Annotated in this window: 15 protein-coding genes; 10 read left to right on the top strand and 5 right to left on the bottom strand. The window is 62.4% G+C overall.

Annotated features, from left to right (window positions below):
* Positions 1–336 precede the first annotated feature (336 nt).
* Both rpmB and rpmG read left to right on the top strand, forming a co-directional pair.
* Positions 337–573, top strand: coding sequence for a 50S ribosomal protein L28 (gene rpmB / locus ACF8R3_RS19040; protein ID WP_003253504.1), 237 nt, complete (start codon positions 337–339; stop codon positions 571–573).
* Positions 574–584: 11 nt separating this feature from the next.
* Positions 585–740, top strand: coding sequence for a 50S ribosomal protein L33 (gene rpmG, locus ACF8R3_RS19035; protein WP_003253507.1), 156 nt, complete (start codon positions 585–587; stop codon positions 738–740).
* 83 nt (positions 741–823) lie between these two features.
* Here the strand turns inward: rpmG and ACF8R3_RS19030 are convergent, their stop codons facing one another.
* Positions 824–1,183 (bottom strand): cupin domain-containing protein, encoded by a 360-nt coding sequence (locus ACF8R3_RS19030; RefSeq protein WP_058602778.1) that lies wholly within the window; start codon positions 1,181–1,183, stop codon positions 824–826.
* A 194-nt stretch (positions 1,184–1,377) separates the two neighbouring features.
* On the opposite strand from ACF8R3_RS19030, the gene ACF8R3_RS19025 reads away from it, so the two are divergent.
* Both ACF8R3_RS19025 and ACF8R3_RS19020 read left to right on the top strand, forming a co-directional pair.
* The gene (locus ACF8R3_RS19025) at positions 1,378–2,871 is read left to right on the top strand and encodes an aldehyde dehydrogenase (protein WP_392516018.1); all 1,494 of its coding nucleotides are present in this window, start codon (positions 1,378–1,380) and stop codon (positions 2,869–2,871) included.
* Between the two features lie 178 nt (positions 2,872–3,049).
* Positions 3,050–4,189 carry an MFS transporter gene (locus ACF8R3_RS19020; protein WP_392516017.1) on the top strand — a complete coding sequence of 380 codons (1,140 nt, stop codon included), beginning with the start codon at positions 3,050–3,052 and terminating at the stop codon, positions 4,187–4,189.
* A 10-nt stretch (positions 4,190–4,199) separates the two neighbouring features.
* Here ACF8R3_RS19020 and ACF8R3_RS19015 read toward each other — a convergent pair whose 3' ends face one another.
* Positions 4,200–5,753 carry a phospholipase D family protein gene (locus ACF8R3_RS19015; protein ID WP_392516016.1) on the bottom strand — a complete coding sequence of 518 codons (1,554 nt, stop codon included), beginning with the start codon at positions 5,751–5,753 and terminating at the stop codon, positions 4,200–4,202.
* Positions 5,754–5,811: 58 nt separating this feature from the next.
* Positions 5,812–7,242, bottom strand: a complete 1,431-nt coding sequence (locus tag ACF8R3_RS19010; protein ID WP_392516015.1) for a PLP-dependent aminotransferase family protein — start codon at positions 7,240–7,242, stop codon at positions 5,812–5,814.
* A gap of 176 nt (positions 7,243–7,418) precedes the next feature.
* Between ACF8R3_RS19010 and ACF8R3_RS19005 the strand changes: the two genes are divergently transcribed.
* Positions 7,419–7,649: a DUF1127 domain-containing protein gene (locus tag ACF8R3_RS19005; protein ID WP_078479345.1), complete on the top strand. Its 231-nt coding sequence runs from the start codon at positions 7,419–7,421 to the stop codon at positions 7,647–7,649.
* Between the two features lie 6 nt (positions 7,650–7,655).
* Here the strand turns inward: ACF8R3_RS19005 and ACF8R3_RS19000 are convergent, their stop codons facing one another.
* Positions 7,656–8,948, bottom strand: a complete 1,293-nt coding sequence (locus ACF8R3_RS19000; RefSeq protein ID WP_392516014.1) for an NAD(P)/FAD-dependent oxidoreductase — start codon at positions 8,946–8,948, stop codon at positions 7,656–7,658.
* 102 nt (positions 8,949–9,050) lie between these two features.
* Between ACF8R3_RS19000 and ACF8R3_RS18995 the strand changes: the two genes are divergently transcribed.
* Entirely contained in the window at positions 9,051–9,404 is a 354-nt protein-coding gene (locus ACF8R3_RS18995) for a YkgJ family cysteine cluster protein (RefSeq protein ID WP_023532519.1), read from the top strand.
* A gap of 22 nt (positions 9,405–9,426) precedes the next feature.
* Here the strand turns inward: ACF8R3_RS18995 and dadR are convergent, their stop codons facing one another.
* Positions 9,427–9,915 carry a transcriptional regulator DadR gene (dadR, locus tag ACF8R3_RS18990; protein WP_003258963.1) on the bottom strand — a complete coding sequence of 163 codons (489 nt, stop codon included), beginning with the start codon at positions 9,913–9,915 and terminating at the stop codon, positions 9,427–9,429.
* A 154-nt stretch (positions 9,916–10,069) separates the two neighbouring features.
* Between dadR and dadA the strand changes: the two genes are divergently transcribed.
* From dadA to ACF8R3_RS18970, 4 genes are all read left to right on the top strand, one after another.
* Positions 10,070–11,374 carry a D-amino acid dehydrogenase gene (gene dadA, locus ACF8R3_RS18985; RefSeq protein WP_392516013.1) on the top strand — a complete coding sequence of 435 codons (1,305 nt, stop codon included), beginning with the start codon at positions 10,070–10,072 and terminating at the stop codon, positions 11,372–11,374.
* A gap of 80 nt (positions 11,375–11,454) precedes the next feature.
* Positions 11,455–12,528 carry an alanine racemase gene (gene alr, locus ACF8R3_RS18980; RefSeq protein ID WP_392516012.1) on the top strand — a complete coding sequence of 358 codons (1,074 nt, stop codon included), beginning with the start codon at positions 11,455–11,457 and terminating at the stop codon, positions 12,526–12,528.
* 94 nt (positions 12,529–12,622) lie between these two features.
* Complete coding sequence (locus ACF8R3_RS18975) at positions 12,623–13,171, top strand: cupin domain-containing protein (RefSeq protein WP_023532512.1); 549 nt, start codon at positions 12,623–12,625, stop codon at positions 13,169–13,171.
* A gap of 109 nt (positions 13,172–13,280) precedes the next feature.
* Positions 13,281–13,730 (top strand): cytochrome c5 family protein, encoded by a 450-nt coding sequence (locus ACF8R3_RS18970; protein WP_228385158.1) that lies wholly within the window; start codon positions 13,281–13,283, stop codon positions 13,728–13,730.
* The last annotated feature ends 175 nt before the right edge of the window (positions 13,731–13,905 follow it).

The raw sequence follows: 13,905 nt of genomic DNA, 5'->3' as shown, positions 1-13,905 counted from the left end.
CATCTGCCAGTGCAGTCTGGAAAAGGCCTACCCTAGTGTGACTGCCAGAAAATGACCACACTCTTTTTTACAATATTGGCGACGAACGGTCGGCGCCTGACAGGGCCTTCGGTCATGCTGCTCGCGGCGGTTTGCCTCGGCTCGAATGTTGATCAGGTATTGTTGCAATCGAGTCTTTCTGGTATAAAGCAGCGCTCTTTTCTAGGGGCTCGGCCTGTCGCATCAGCGAATCCGGTCGATAAGACCTCCAGAATCACGGCGCCTCGGCGCCAAAGACTGAGAGATTAAGCGGCCAACCCATGCCGGGTTGGGCATGTGGTTTTAGAGGGCTGAGTCATGTCGAGAGTCTGTCAAGTTACTGGTAAGGGTCCAGTAACCGGGAACAACATTTCCCACGCAAACAACAAAACCCGTCGTCGTTTCCTGCCAAACCTGCAGCACCACCGTTTCTGGGTTGAATCCGAGAAGCGTTTCGTGCGTCTGCGCGTTTCCGCCAAAGGCATGCGCATCATCGACAAGCGCGGCATCGATGCCGTACTGGTTGACATCCGTAAAGCTGGCGCCAAGGTTTAAGGGAGAGCATCATGCGTGAATTGATCCGTCTGGTTTCGAGTGCCGGTACCGGCCACTTCTACACCACCGACAAGAACAAGCGCACCACCCCGGACAAAATCGAGATCAAGAAATACGATCCCGTTGTTCGCAAGCACGTGGTGTACAAGGAAGCCAAGATCAAGTAATTGATCGGCGACCTGAAAAAAACCCGCCTCTGAAGAGAGGCGGGTTTTTTTATGTCTGGCCGAAAGGGTCAGCTGGCCAGGAATCACTTCTGCTCGAACAATGCATAGATCTTGCGGCAAGGCTCCAGCACTTCCCATGTCCCTTTGAATCCGGCGGGTATGACGAACCGATCACCCGCACGCAGCGTCTTGCTGGCGCCCTGTTCGTCGCGCAGCACCGACACGCCCTGCACGATTTCGCAGTACTCATGCTCGGTGTAGTTGACCTCCCACTGGCCCACTTCCCCCTCCCAGACGCCAGCGGCAAACTGCCCGCAGGGGCTTGCATAGTGGTTGTACACGGCCTGGTCCGGCTCGCCTTTGAGCACTTTTTCGGCTGCGGGGCGATAGCGCTCGGCCTCGGTGATGGCCTGGGCGAAGTCGATGATACTGTCGATACTCATAAAGAGGCTCCTGTATGTTCAATAAAATTAACATCACTGGGCGTTTGAGCTGATAGTGTCAAATATATTGATAGTTTGAAAGCGCTGGTTTAGGGTATCGCATGCCTGTGTGCGCCTGTCGCACGCCCGGACCCCCGACAACGCCTGCAAGTCCTCAGTGCAGCGTTGCACCTAAACAAGAGGAGGAGTTTCGTATGACCACCCTGACTCGTGCAGACTGGGAACAACGTGCCCAGCAACTGAAGATCGAAGGCCGCGCCTTCATCAACGGCGAATACACCGATGCCGCATCCGGTGAAACCTTCGAGTGCCTGAGCCCGGTCGACGGACGCTTCCTGGCCAAGGTTGCCAGCTGCGACCTGGCCGACGCCAACCGCGCGGTCGAAAACGCCCGCGCGACCTTCAACTCGGGCGTATGGTCACAGCTGGCCCCAGCCAAGCGCAAGGTCATCCTGATCCGCTTCGCCGACTTGCTGCGCAAGAACGTCGAAGAGCTGGCGCTGCTCGAAACACTGGACATGGGCAAACCGATCGGTGACTCCTCCAGCATCGATATCCCAGGCGCTGCCAATGCCATTCACTGGACAGCCGAAGCCATCGACAAGGTGTACGACGAAGTCGCTCCGACGCCGCACGATCAACTGGGCCTGGTCACACGCGAGCCAGTGGGCGTGGTGGGTGCCATCGTTCCCTGGAACTTCCCGCTGCTGATGGCGAGTTGGAAGTTGGGCCCAGCGTTGGCTACGGGCAACTCGGTCGTGCTCAAACCTTCCGAGAAGTCGCCGCTGACCGCTATTCGCATCGCTCAGTTGGCAGTGGAAGCCGGTATCCCAGCAGGTGTGCTGAACGTGCTGCCTGGCTATGGCCACACCGTGGGCAAGGCCCTGGCCCTGCACATGGACGTCGATACCCTGGTATTCACCGGTTCGACCAAGATCGCCAAGCAGCTGATGGTGTATGCAGGCGAGTCGAACATGAAGCGCGTCTGGCTGGAAGCCGGTGGCAAGAGCCCGAACATCGTCTTCGCCGACGCGCCAGACCTTGAGGCCGCCGCCCAGGCTGCTGCCAGCGCCATCGCCTTCAACCAGGGTGAAGTGTGCACCGCAGGTTCGCGCTTGCTGGTGGAGCGCTCGATCAAGGACACCTTCCTGCCCATGGTGGTCGAGGCCCTCAAGGCCTGGAAGCCCGGCAACCCGCTAGACCCGCAGACCACCGTGGGTGCACTGGTCGATACCCAGCAGATGAATACCGTGTTGTCGTACATCGAGGCGGGCCACAAGGACGGCGCCAAGCTGCTGACCGGCGGCAAGCGGACGCTGGAAGATACCGGCGGCACCTACGTCGAGCCGACCATCTTCGACGGCGTGACCAATGCCATGAAAATCGCCCAGGAAGAAATCTTCGGCCCGGTACTGTCCGTGATTGCCTTCGACACGGCCGAGGAGGCGGTTGCCATCGCCAACGACACACCCTATGGGTTGGCGGCGGGCATCTGGACTTCGGACATTTCCAAGGCGCACAGGACGGCCCGTGCCGTGCGCGCCGGCAGTGTCTGGGTCAACCAATATGATGGCGGCGACATGACTGCACCATTCGGTGGCTTCAAGCAGTCGGGTAACGGCCGTGACAAGTCGCTGCACGCGCTGGAGAAGTACACCGAGCTCAAGGCCACCTGGATCAAGCTGTAAGTCCAGCGGCCCCTCGGCAGGTCGGCTTCCAAGGCCCTGGCACGCTTTCGCGAGCTGAGCCGGGACTGAGCAAGCTCGACTGCCCGCGGGGCCTGACATTCCAACACTGGCCGGGGCGGCGCATACCGTCCTGGCTTCGTCGTTTCTGCCGTACAAGAATGCTGCCTGGGAGGCCGTCATGCGTTGGGGAACCTATTTTGCCGTGCTGGCATCGGTGCTGAGTGTCGGGCTCGCATTGGGTGTGAGCATGCCGTTGGTGTCCTTGCGTCTGGAAGCCTGGGGTTATGGCAGCTTCGCCATTGGCGTCATGGCCGCCATGCCTGCCTTGGGCGTGCTGGCCGGCGCCAGCCTGGCCAGCCGGCTTGCCGGGTGGGTGGGCGTGCCTGCGGCCATGCGCCTGTGCCTGTGGGGCGGGGCATTGTCCATTGGCCTGTTGGCCCTGCTGCCAAGCTATCCGCTTTGGCTGGTGCTGCGGCTGTTGATCGGCATGGCGTTGACCGTGGTGTTCGTGCTGGGTGAGAGCTGGATCAACCAACTGGTGGTCGAGCAGTGGCGCGGACGGCTGGTGGCTCTGTACGGGAGTAGCTATGCGCTGAGCCAACTGGCGGGTCCGCTGGTGCTGGGCATGCTGGGGTCGGATGACGACTTCGGCTTCTGGGCGGCGACCGGCCTGCTGCTGGTATCGCCCTTGCTGTTGCTGGGCCGCGGGGGCGCGCCCTCTACAGAGGCTTGCAACGTCACCTTTGCCGACCTGTTGGCCTTCTGCAGAAGGCTGCCCGTGATCGCCTGGGCCATTGCGTTGTTCGCTTCGTTCGAAGCCATGATCCTGACCCTGCTGCCGGTGTACTGCCTGCAACAGGGCCTGAGCACGGAAATCGCGTTGTTCATGGTCAGTACGGTAGTGGTCGGCGATGCGGTGCTGCAGTTGCCCATTGGCGCACTGGCGGACCATATGTCGCGGCGCGCGCTGTTCACCGGTTGCGCGCTGGCATTGCTGGGGTCGAGCCTTGCCATCCCCCTGCTGTTGCACACCTGGGCCATCTGGCCTGTGTGGGTATTGTTCGGCGCTAGCGCTGGGGGGTTGTTCACCTTGTCGCTGGTGTTGATCGGCGAGCTCTATCGAGACGATGCTCTAGTGCGGGCCAATGCCCACGTGGCCCAGCTGTGGGGCATCGGTTGCCTGCTTGGGCCGTTGCTGGCCGGCGCAGGCAGCCAGTGGATCAGTGGGCATGCCTTGCCGCTGCTGATGGCAGCAGGCGCCGCTGGGCTTGTGGTGCTGACCCGGCGGCGCGGAGCGTTCGAGCCAGCGGCTGCGTGACGGTGCAGCGCTAGAGCATCTTTTCAAGCCCGACCGCCTTGCTGATCCAGGCATTGAATCGTCGCCACAGGCTACCAGGCTCTGACGTGAGCACCCGCCGCTGTCCGTCTTCCTCGGTCACCCAGACCAGCTTGCCGGCCACGAGCTCAGGCTGATAGCTCAGGGCCGGTGCCATGCCCTGCACCGCCAGTGCACGGGTGTATTCGGCAAGTTCGGGGCTGTCGACCAGTACGCCGACTTCGGTGTTCCACAGCACCGAGCGTGGATCGAAATTGAACGAGCCAATGAACGTCTTCTGACGGTCGAACACGATCGCCTTGCTGTGCAGGCTGGAGTTGGAGCTGCCATGGAAACTCAGTTTGCCCGCGCTGGGGTCTCCGGGCTGGCGGCGCATTTCATACAGCTTCACCCCGTGCTCCAGCAGCGCCTTGCGGTAAGGTGCATAACCGCCGTGTACGGCAGGCACATCGGTAGCCTCCAGTGAGTTGGTCAACAGCTTTACTGAAATACCCGCGTCGGCACTCTGGGTGAGGTAAAGCAGCCCCGGTTCGCCGGGTACGAAATAAGCGGAGACCAGAATCAGTTCGTGACGCACATCGCGCAGGTCAGGGCCGAGTTGTCGGGTCAGCAGTAGCTGTGGATCAGGCTCGTCATCGGCCAGCACCTTGCTGGGGGCGTCCCATAGCGCCTGGGCATGGGCCCAGATGAGTTCGTTGCGCCAGGTGTCCAGTCGCGGCTGGGATTGGTAGGCCATCAAGCGGTCGTACAAGACCTTGCGCCGGGTTCTGGCTTCGGCCAGCGAGACTTCCAGCCGATGGCGGCTGGTACGCAGGTCGCCGGCATTGGGCTGGTGCCAGAGGAAATCGGTGATCGGGCGGCTCAGGGCGCTGTTCCAGTACTGATCGAAGCTGTGTCCCAACTGTTCTGCTATAGGGCCCACACCCAGCAGATCGATGTCGGTGAAGTTCAGGTTGGGCTCGGCATCGAAGTACTCGTCGCCCAGGTTTCGCCCGCCGACGATGGCCATGCTGTTGTCCACCAGGAACAGCTTGTTGTGCATGCGTCGGTGCTGACGCGACAGATTGAGCAACCGGCCCATGGCGCGTGTGACCCCGGTGGCGCGCCCCAGGTGCAGGGGGTTGAACACACGGATCTGGATGTTCGGGTGGGCGGCGAGGGTGCCCATGATTGCATCCAGGCCGTCACTGGTGGTGTCGTCCAGCAGAATGCGTACGCGCACGCCCCGGTCGGCCGCCCGCAACAGCTCATGGACCAGGGCGCGGGTGCTGAGTCCGTCATGGACGATGTAGTACTGCACGTCGATGCTGGCCTGCGCATTGCGTATCAGCTCGGCGCGCGCCCGGAAAGCCTCGTTGCTGTTGGGGAGTAGGCGAAAGCCGGAACGGCCTTCATAAGGGGCTGCCTGGCGCAGCACCGAGCGGCCGAACGCCGAGCCATCGGCGGGCAGGGCTTGACTGGTTTGGCGCGGCGTATCGACGCTGGCGCAGCCGCAGACGCCGAGCAGCAGCGTCAGCAGCAAGGGTAGGGCTCGCTGGAGTTTCAACGGTGGATCGTCCTGTGCAGCAGGGCTTTGGGATTGGACAGTGGCGGGCAACGCAAAGTTACGTCGCGACGATGTCCTCGTCCAGCAAGCGTTGGGCGGTCTCACCAACCTTGCGCACCGCCGCCTCGATTTGCGCAGTGGGCCTGGCGGCGAAGTTCATGCGCAGGCAGTGACGGAACTTGCCGGAAGCGGAAAAGATGCTGCCCACGGCCACTTGTACGCCTTGCTCCAACAAGGCGTGATTGAGCTGCAAGGTATCGAAATGTTCCGGCAATTCCACCCACAGCATGAAGCCGCCTTGCGGACGGCTTACGCGGGTGCCCTGCGGAAAATACCGGGTCACCCAGTCGCTCATCAATTCACGGCTGCGTTGGTACTGGCTGCGCATGCGCCGCAAATGGGGTTGGTAATGCCCGTTGGCGATGAAGTCCGCCACCGCCAATTGAGGCTGACTGGCGGTGCTGCCCGTGCTGATGTACTTCATGTGCAGGACCCGCTCCAGGTAGCGCCCAGGCGCTACCCAACCGACACGCAGGCCAGGGGCAAGCGTCTTGGAAAATGAACTGCACAACAGTACGCGGCCTTGCGTATCGAATGACTTGACCGTCCGTGGCCGAGGGTAGGTATAGGCCAGGTCACCGTAGACATCGTCCTCGAGAATGGCGACGTCGTAGCGCTGTGCAAGGTTCAACAGGGCCTTTTTGCGAGCCTCGGGCATGATGTAGCCCAGTGGGTTGTTGCAACTTGGGGTGATCTGGATGAGCTTGATCGGCCACTGGTCAAGGGCCAGTTCGAGCGCCTCGAGGCTGATGCCCGTCACCGGGTCTGTGGGGATCTCCAGCGCCTTCATGCCCAGGCCCTTGAGCGTCTGCATGGCGCCATGGAAGCTGGGCGAGTCCACCGCAACGATATCGCCAGGCTCGCACACGGCGCGGATGCTGCACGACAGGGCTTCGTGGCAGCCTGTCGTCACCACCAACTCAGAGGGCGAGAGCCTGCAACCAGAGTCCAGGGCCAGGCGTGCCACCTGTTCACGCAAGGCCAGGTTGCCGTGAATATTGTCGTAATACAGCCCGGGCATGTCCTGCCGACGGCTGAGCCTGGCGAGGCTGCGCAACAGCGGCTTGAGGGTAGGGCTCTCGATGTCCGGCATGCCCCGTCCAAGCTGTATCACCCCCGGTTGCGGGGTACTGCGCACCAGCTCCAGAACCTGCTCCCATTGGGAAATGTCCACCGGGCGCTGGGCTGGCCGGCTGACCGCCGGCAAGGCCGGCAGGTGGCGATGGTCGCTCACGAAGTAGCCGGACTTTGGCCGTGGCGAGACCATGCCACTGTCTTCGAGCATGCGGTAGGCCTGCTGCACGGTGCTCAGGCTCACCCCATGCTCCACGCTCAGTGCCCGCACCGATGGCAGCCGCTGGCCGGGCCGATAGAGGCCCTGTTCGATACGCGCGCCGAGTACCTCGGCAAGGTTCAGATAGAGCGTCACGTCATACTCCTGGGCTGCACCGATCAACGCACCATACAGATTGGCAGAAAAGGCAGCATTCAGTTACCTGGAAGCCCGATCTGTATCCAAATAATAACGCTTTTTTGGATCTGTATTGTCAGGCCGTGCACCCCGCATGCTGTCCCCACATTGTCATCAAAAGGGAGACAGCAGCGATGGGAAGCTTGAGCGATGTGCGCATCGAACAGTCGGTAGGCGAAAAAGAGGCCCTGCAGCGAAGCAAAACCCACGCTGCGCCCCAGGCTTTGAGCCGCTGGCGGCTGATGTTGCGCCGCTGGCACACCCGCAGGGCGCTGTTACAGTTGAGCGACCATGAACTGCGCGATGTGGGTCTCAGCTGGCAAGAGGCGCGCTCAGAAGGCTGCAAGCCTTTCTGGAAGCCGTGACTGCTTTCACACCAGCTCCTTGAGCCTGTGCCACAGCATGCCCAAGGCCAGTAAGGGTGAGCGCAAGTGCTTGCCGCCTGGGAACGTCATGTGTGGCACCTTGGCAAACAAGTCGAAACGCCCGCTTTGCTGGCCGCTGATGGCTTCCCCGAGCAGGCGGGCGGCCAGGTGAGTAGCGTTCAGCCCGTGGCCTGCGTAGGCCTGGGCGTAGTAAACGTTCGGCTGATCAGGCAGGCGGCCCACCTGGGGCAGGCGGTTGGCGCCGATCCCGATCATGCCGCCCCACTGGTAATCGATGCGTACGTCGGCCAGCTGAGGGAACACGCGCAGCATCTTGGGCCGCATGTAGGCGGCGATATCCTTTGGATCGCGCCCGGAATAATGGCAAGCGCCGCCGAACAGCAGCCGGTGATCTGCGCTCAGGCGGTAGTAGTCCAGCGCCACGCGCTGGTCGCACACGGCCATGTTCTGTGGCAACAGCGAGCGTGCGCGCGCTTCACCCAGCGGCTCGGTGGCGATGAGGTAACTGCCGGCGGGCAATACCTTGCCGCCCAGCTCACCGTTCAAACCATTGAGGTAGGCGTTGCAGCACAGGACCAGCGTATGCGCCCTGACCCGGCCCTGGGCGGTGTGTACCTGCACCTGCGGGCCATAGTCGATGCGGGTCACCTCGGACTGCTCGTGGAGTTTCACACCCAGGCGCGCGGCTGCCGCGGCTTCGCCCAACGCCAGGTTAAGGGGGTGCAAGTGGCCAGAGCCCATGTCCACCAGCCCGCCTGCATAGCGCTGCGAGCCCACCACATCGTGAATGTCATCCTTTGCGACCAGCCGCAGTTCGTGGGCGTAACCCAGGCTGCGCAAGTGTTCGGCCTCTTCGGCCAGGCCCGCCATTTGCGCCGGCTTGTTGGCCAGGTCGCAATAGCCCCAGGTCAGGTCGCAGGCGATGGCGTGCCGCGCTACACGATCGCGCACGATCTGCACGGCCTCCAGCCCCATCAGTTGCAAGTCGCGAACGCCCTGCTCGCCGAGGACCGGCAGGAACTGCTCCAGACCATGGCCGACCCCGCGGATCAACTGCCCACCGTTGCGCCCACTGGCGCCCCAGCCGATCTTGCGCGCTTCGAGCAGGATCACCGAGAAGCCACGCTCGGCCAACTCCAGGGCCGTGTTCAAACCGGAGTAGCCACCACCGATGATGCACACATCGGCGGTGTGCTCGCCTTGCAGATAGGCATGATCAGGGTGAGGCGCGCTGCTGGCGGCGTAGTAGGAAGCGGCGTGCTGCGCGCTGTGGATCATTGGACGAGTCCTGGTGCGTGGGCTGGAACGGGAGAATAAGCCGCAGGCCCAGGGCGGGCAACCGGCCTATAATGGGCGGACCTTTTCAACCTGTGCCTCGTCATGTCCTGCGACCGCCACAAGATCCACTTCCTGCGCGAACTCATCCCTTCGTTCGAATGCGAGCCTGGCTGCCATGACTGCTGCGGACCGGTTACCACCTCGGCGCAAGAGATGGCTCGGCTGCCGCGCAAATCCCAGGCCGAACAGGACGCTGCCCTGGAGCGCCTGGACTGCGTGCACCTGGGGCCCCAGGGCTGCACGGTATATGAAGAGCGGCCACTGATCTGTCGCCTGTTCGGTACCACCCCACGACTGGCCTGCCCGCGTGGGCGTGGGCCCGAACCCATGATCGACCCTGCGGCCGAGCAACTGGTGCACCAGTTCATTGCCACCACCCGGCAAGTGCTGGTCTAGGCGTTTGCGGTAGGGCCCGGCGTCAGTCCGGGATCGGCAGGCAGAGGCTTTCCTTCACCTCCTCCATCACGATGTAGCTTTTGGACTCACGCACGTGGGGCAGCTTGAGCAGGATGTCGCCAAGCAGCTTGCGATACGAAGCCATTTCCGAAATGCGCGCCTTGACCAGGTAGTCGAAGTCGCCGGAAACCAGGTGGCATTCGAGCACGTGCGGCAGCTTCAGGACTGCCCGGCGAAACTCCTCGAAGGTATCGCCAGACTTGTAGTCCAGGCTGATTTCCACGAAGACCAGCAGGCTGCCCTTGAGGTGCTGTGGGTTCAGGCGGGCGTTATAGCCCATGATGATGCCTTCACGTTCCAGCCGGCGCACGCGCTCGGTGCACGGCGTGGTGGAGAGGCCGACCTTTTCGCCCAGTTCGGTGAAGGAGATACGCCCGTCGTTCTGCAGGATGCGCAGGATGTTCCGGTCGATCTTGTCCAGCTCACGCTTACTTTGATGCTGGGTTCTCATAGGGGATGCCCCTCCGTCAAAGGCCATTGTGCCGAGAATTCTCGCCAATAATAGGCTTTTATATAGTGAATTGCACTGCTCTCGAATTCCTATACTTCGCCCATCAATGGCAGTCCAACAACACACCGCGGCAGGCCGCGAGGGGAAAGAAACGATGCGAGTTCTGGTACTTGGTAGCGGCGTGATCGGAACCGCCAGTGCCTATTACCTGGCCCGGCAAGGGTTCGAAGTGACGGTGGTGGACCGCCAGCCAGCGGTGGCCATGGAAACCAGCTTTGCCAACGCCGGCCAGATCTCGCCTGGCTATGCCTCGCCGTGGGCGGCGCCGGGGGTGCCTCTGAAAGCCGTTAAATGGCTGCTCGAGCGCCACGCTCCGCTTGCCATCAAGCTGACCGGTGACGTAGACCAGTACCTGTGGATGGCCCAGATGCTGCGCAACTGCACGGCCAACCGCTATGCCGTGAACAAGGAGCGCATGGTGCGGTTGTCCGAGTACAGCCGCGACTGCCTCGACGAACTGCGCGCCGAAACCGGAATCGCGTACGAGAACCGTAGCCTGGGCACCACCCAGCTGTTCCGTACCCAGGCCCAGGTCGATGCAGCTGCCAAGGATATCGCCGTGCTTGAGCAGTCAGGCGTGCCTTATGAATTGCTCGACCGCGATGGCATCGCCCGCGTCGAGCCTGCCCTGGCCAGTGTGAAGGGCATTCTCGCCGGCGCCCTGCGCCTGCCCAACGACCAGACCGGCGATTGCCAGTTGTTCACCACCAAGCTGGCAGAAATGGCCCGCAACCTGGGCGTGGAGTTCCGCTTCGGGCAGGACATCCAGCGCCTGGATCATGCAGGTGACCGCATCAACGGTGTCTGGATCGATGGCAAGCTCGAAACCGCCGACCGCTACGTGCTGGCATTGGGCAGCTATTCGCCGCAGATGCTCAAGCCCCTAGGCATCAAGGCGCCGGTCTATCCGTTGAAGGGCTACTCCCTGACCGTACCCATCACCAACGGTGACATGGCGCCTGCCTCGACCATCCTCGACGAAACCTACAAGGTCGCCATCACCCGTTTCGACAACCGTATCCGTGTTGGAGGCATGGCTGAGATCGCCGGCTTCGACCTGTCGCTCAACCCCCGCCGACGCGAAACACTGGAGATGATCGTCAACGACCTTTATCCTCGCGGCGGTGATTTGCGCCAGGCCAGTTTCTGGACTGGGCTGCGTCCCGCGACGCCAGACGGTACCCCCATCGTGGGTGCAACCGCCTTCCGTAACCTGTTCCTCAATACAGGGCACGGCACGCTGGGCTGGACCATGGCCTGTGGCTCGGGTCGTCTGCTGGCTGACCTGATCGCGCGCAAGAAACCGCAGATCAGTGCAGAGGGGCTGGACATCTCGCGCTATGGCAGTAGCCGCGAAGTGGCCCGTCACGGGCATGGTTCGCCTGCCCATCAGCAGTAAGCCATCCATTGGGGTATTCGCCGGTGACCTGCGAATGCCCCAGCTTCGATTTCAACCCGTATGACTTTTAAGGCAGCCGCATGCGCCCCGCCCGTGCCCTGATCGACCTCCAGGCCCTGCGCCACAATTACCGTCTCGCCCGTGAACTGACCGGTGCCAAGGCGCTTGCCGTGATCAAGGCCGACGCCTACGGCCATGGTGCTGTGCGCTGCGCGTTGGCGCTCGAGCCCGAAGCGGACGGGTTTGCCGTGGCCTGCATCGAGGAGGCGCTGGAGCTGCGTGCGGCCGGCATCAGGGGCCCGGTCCTGCTGCTGGAGGGCTTCTTCGAGGCCAGTGAGCTGCCGTTGATCGTCGAACATGACCTGTGGTGCGTCGTGCATTCGGCCTGGCAATTGGAGGCCATCGAGAAAAGCCCGCTGGCCAGCCCGCTCACCGTCTGGCTCAAGCTCGATACCGGCATGCACCGTGTAGGGCTGCATCCCAAGGACTATCGCGATGCCTATGAGCGCCTGCTGGCCTGCGGCAAGGTAGGGCGCATTGTGCTCATGAGCCATTTCGCCCGTGCCGATGAGCTGGGTGCGCAGGCCACGGCCGAGCAGATTGCCGTTTTCGAAACCGCGCGCCAGGGCTTGGCAGCAGAGTGCAGCCTGCGCAACTCTCCAGCCGTGCTAGGTTGGCCCCAGGCAGCCGGTGATTGGGTGCGCCCAGGGCTGATGCTCTACGGCGCAACGCCGTTCGATATGCCTCAAGCTCAGGCCCAACGCCTGCAGCCGGTCATGACACTTCAGTCGCGGGTCATCAGTGTGCGGGAGCTGCCGGCCGGCGAGCCGGTGGGTTACGGCGCCACGTTCGTCAGCACGCGGCCCACCCGTGTAGGCGTGGTCGCCATGGGCTACGCCGACGGTTACCCTCGCCAGGCGCCCAACGGTACGCCGGTCATGGTTGCTGGCAGCCGGGCCCTGCTCATCGGTCGCGTGTCGATGGACATGCTGAGCATCGACCTGACCGACGTGCCGCAGGCGACCGTCGGCAGCCCAGTCGAACTATGGGGCAAGCAGGTGCATGCCGCTGAGGTGGCGAGCCAGGCCGGTACCATTCCTTACCAGATCTTCTGCAATCTCAAGCGGGTGCCCCGGGAATACATTGGGGACTAGGGCGTCAGGCGGGTGGTGTGTTGTAAATACTGAACGGCGTTGCCATGATATCGTTCACATCCACCCGCATAACCCGTCTCAGGAGGCTCCAGCTTTGGACGTCGGCGAACGACTGCAAGCCATCCGCACGCTCAAGGGCCTGTCCCAGCGTGAACTCGCCAAGCGTGCGGGGGTTACCAACAGCACCATCTCGATGATCGAGAAAAACAGTGTGAGCCCGTCGATCAGTTCGCTGCGCAAGGTACTGAGCGGCATTCCCATGTCCATGGTCGAGTTCTTTTCCGTGGAGCTCGAACCCGAGAGCCCTGCGCAGATCGTCTACAAAGCCCACGAACTGATCGACATCTCCGATGGTGCGGTGACCATGAAGCTGGTTGGCAAATCGCACCGCAACCGTGCCATCGCTTTTCTGACCGAGGTGTACCCGCCCGGCGCCGACACCGGTGCCGAAATGCTGACCCATGATGGCGAAGAGACTGGCATTCTGCTTGAAGGCCGCCTGGAATTGGTGGTCGGTACCGAGCTGTTCATTCTCGAAGCAGGCGACAGCTATTACTTCGAAAGCACCCGCCCGCACCGTTTTCGCAACCCGTTCGAACAGCCAGCACGCTTGATCAGCGCCGCCACCCCCTCGAACTTTTGATCCAGCGCAGTGCATTGACGCGTCAATACCCCTTTCCTGTGTAGGGTCGTTTCCCGGCTTCGGGCTTGCCGTTATACTTTTCGGCGCTCGAGGATCCGTGGCCGCGAGCATGATTAGCCACCATGAGGGTGTTCGCGTGAATCAAGTCAAGAAGATGCTGGCCATCCCGGCCGCCGTACTGGCCCTGTGGGCAATTACCGCTACCGCTGCGACCAATGACGATATCGCCAAGCGCCTGGAGCCAGTCGGCAAGGTGTGTATCCAGGGCCAGGAATGCAAGGGCATGGCCGTGACCGCCAGCGCTGGCGCCGGGTCTGCCAGAACGCCCGACGACATCATCGCCAAGCATTGCACGGCCTGCCACGGCACGGGCCTGCTCGGCGCGCCGAAAGTGGGCGACAGCGCAGCCTGGAAGGAGCGTGCCGACCACCAGGGTGGGTTGGATGGCATCCTGGCCAAGGCCATCACGGGCATCAACGCCATGCCGCCGAAGGGCACCTGCGCGGATTGTTCGGATGATGAGCTAAAGGCCGCTATTGAGAAGATGTCTGGCCTGTAAGTTACTGCAATGTGCTGCGTAGCAGTCCCAGTATTCTAGCTTCGCATCTTGCCTTGCCGGGGCCGCTTCGCGGCCCATCGCGGCGCGAGGCCGCTCCCACATGAGGGGCACTGGCCTTTAGAGGCGGTGAAAGGCAGTTGCTCCTGCAATCGCTACTTCAGCCATCCCACGATCA

It is taken from the genome of Pseudomonas sp. FYR_7, from assembly GCF_043106155.1.
In the GTDB taxonomy this organism is placed as follows: domain Bacteria; phylum Pseudomonadota; class Gammaproteobacteria; order Pseudomonadales; family Pseudomonadaceae; genus Aquipseudomonas; species Aquipseudomonas parafulva_B.
The sequence above is the reverse complement of the archived record's forward strand: the minus strand, read 5'-3'. Positions and strand labels throughout refer to the sequence as shown.

Bases quoted from the DNA above. Each gene is read 5' to 3' on its own strand.
- ACF8R3_RS18995 (WP_023532519.1), top strand. From the start codon at position 9,051: ATGTCCTGCGACCGCCACAAGATCCACTTCCTGCGCGAACTCATCCCT.
- ACF8R3_RS19030 (WP_058602778.1), bottom strand. From the start codon at position 1,183: ATGAGTATCGACAGTATCATCGACTTCGCCCAGGCCATCACCGAGGCC.
- ACF8R3_RS19020 (WP_392516017.1), top strand. From the start codon at position 3,050: ATGCGTTGGGGAACCTATTTTGCCGTGCTGGCATCGGTGCTGAGTGTC.
- dadR (WP_003258963.1), bottom strand. From the start codon at position 9,915: ATGAGAACCCAGCATCAAAGTAAGCGTGAGCTGGACAAGATCGACCGG.
- dadA (WP_392516013.1), top strand. From the start codon at position 10,070: ATGCGAGTTCTGGTACTTGGTAGCGGCGTGATCGGAACCGCCAGTGCC.
- ACF8R3_RS19000 (WP_392516014.1), bottom strand. From the start codon at position 8,948: ATGATCCACAGCGCGCAGCACGCCGCTTCCTACTACGCCGCCAGCAGC.
- ACF8R3_RS19005 (WP_078479345.1), top strand. From the start codon at position 7,419: ATGGGAAGCTTGAGCGATGTGCGCATCGAACAGTCGGTAGGCGAAAAA.
- rpmB (WP_003253504.1), top strand. From the start codon at position 337: ATGTCGAGAGTCTGTCAAGTTACTGGTAAGGGTCCAGTAACCGGGAAC.
- ACF8R3_RS18970 (WP_228385158.1), top strand. From the start codon at position 13,281: ATGATTAGCCACCATGAGGGTGTTCGCGTGAATCAAGTCAAGAAGATG.
- ACF8R3_RS19025 (WP_392516018.1), top strand. From the start codon at position 1,378: ATGACCACCCTGACTCGTGCAGACTGGGAACAACGTGCCCAGCAACTG.
- rpmG (WP_003253507.1), top strand. From the start codon at position 585: ATGCGTGAATTGATCCGTCTGGTTTCGAGTGCCGGTACCGGCCACTTC.
- alr (WP_392516012.1), top strand. From the start codon at position 11,455: ATGCGCCCCGCCCGTGCCCTGATCGACCTCCAGGCCCTGCGCCACAAT.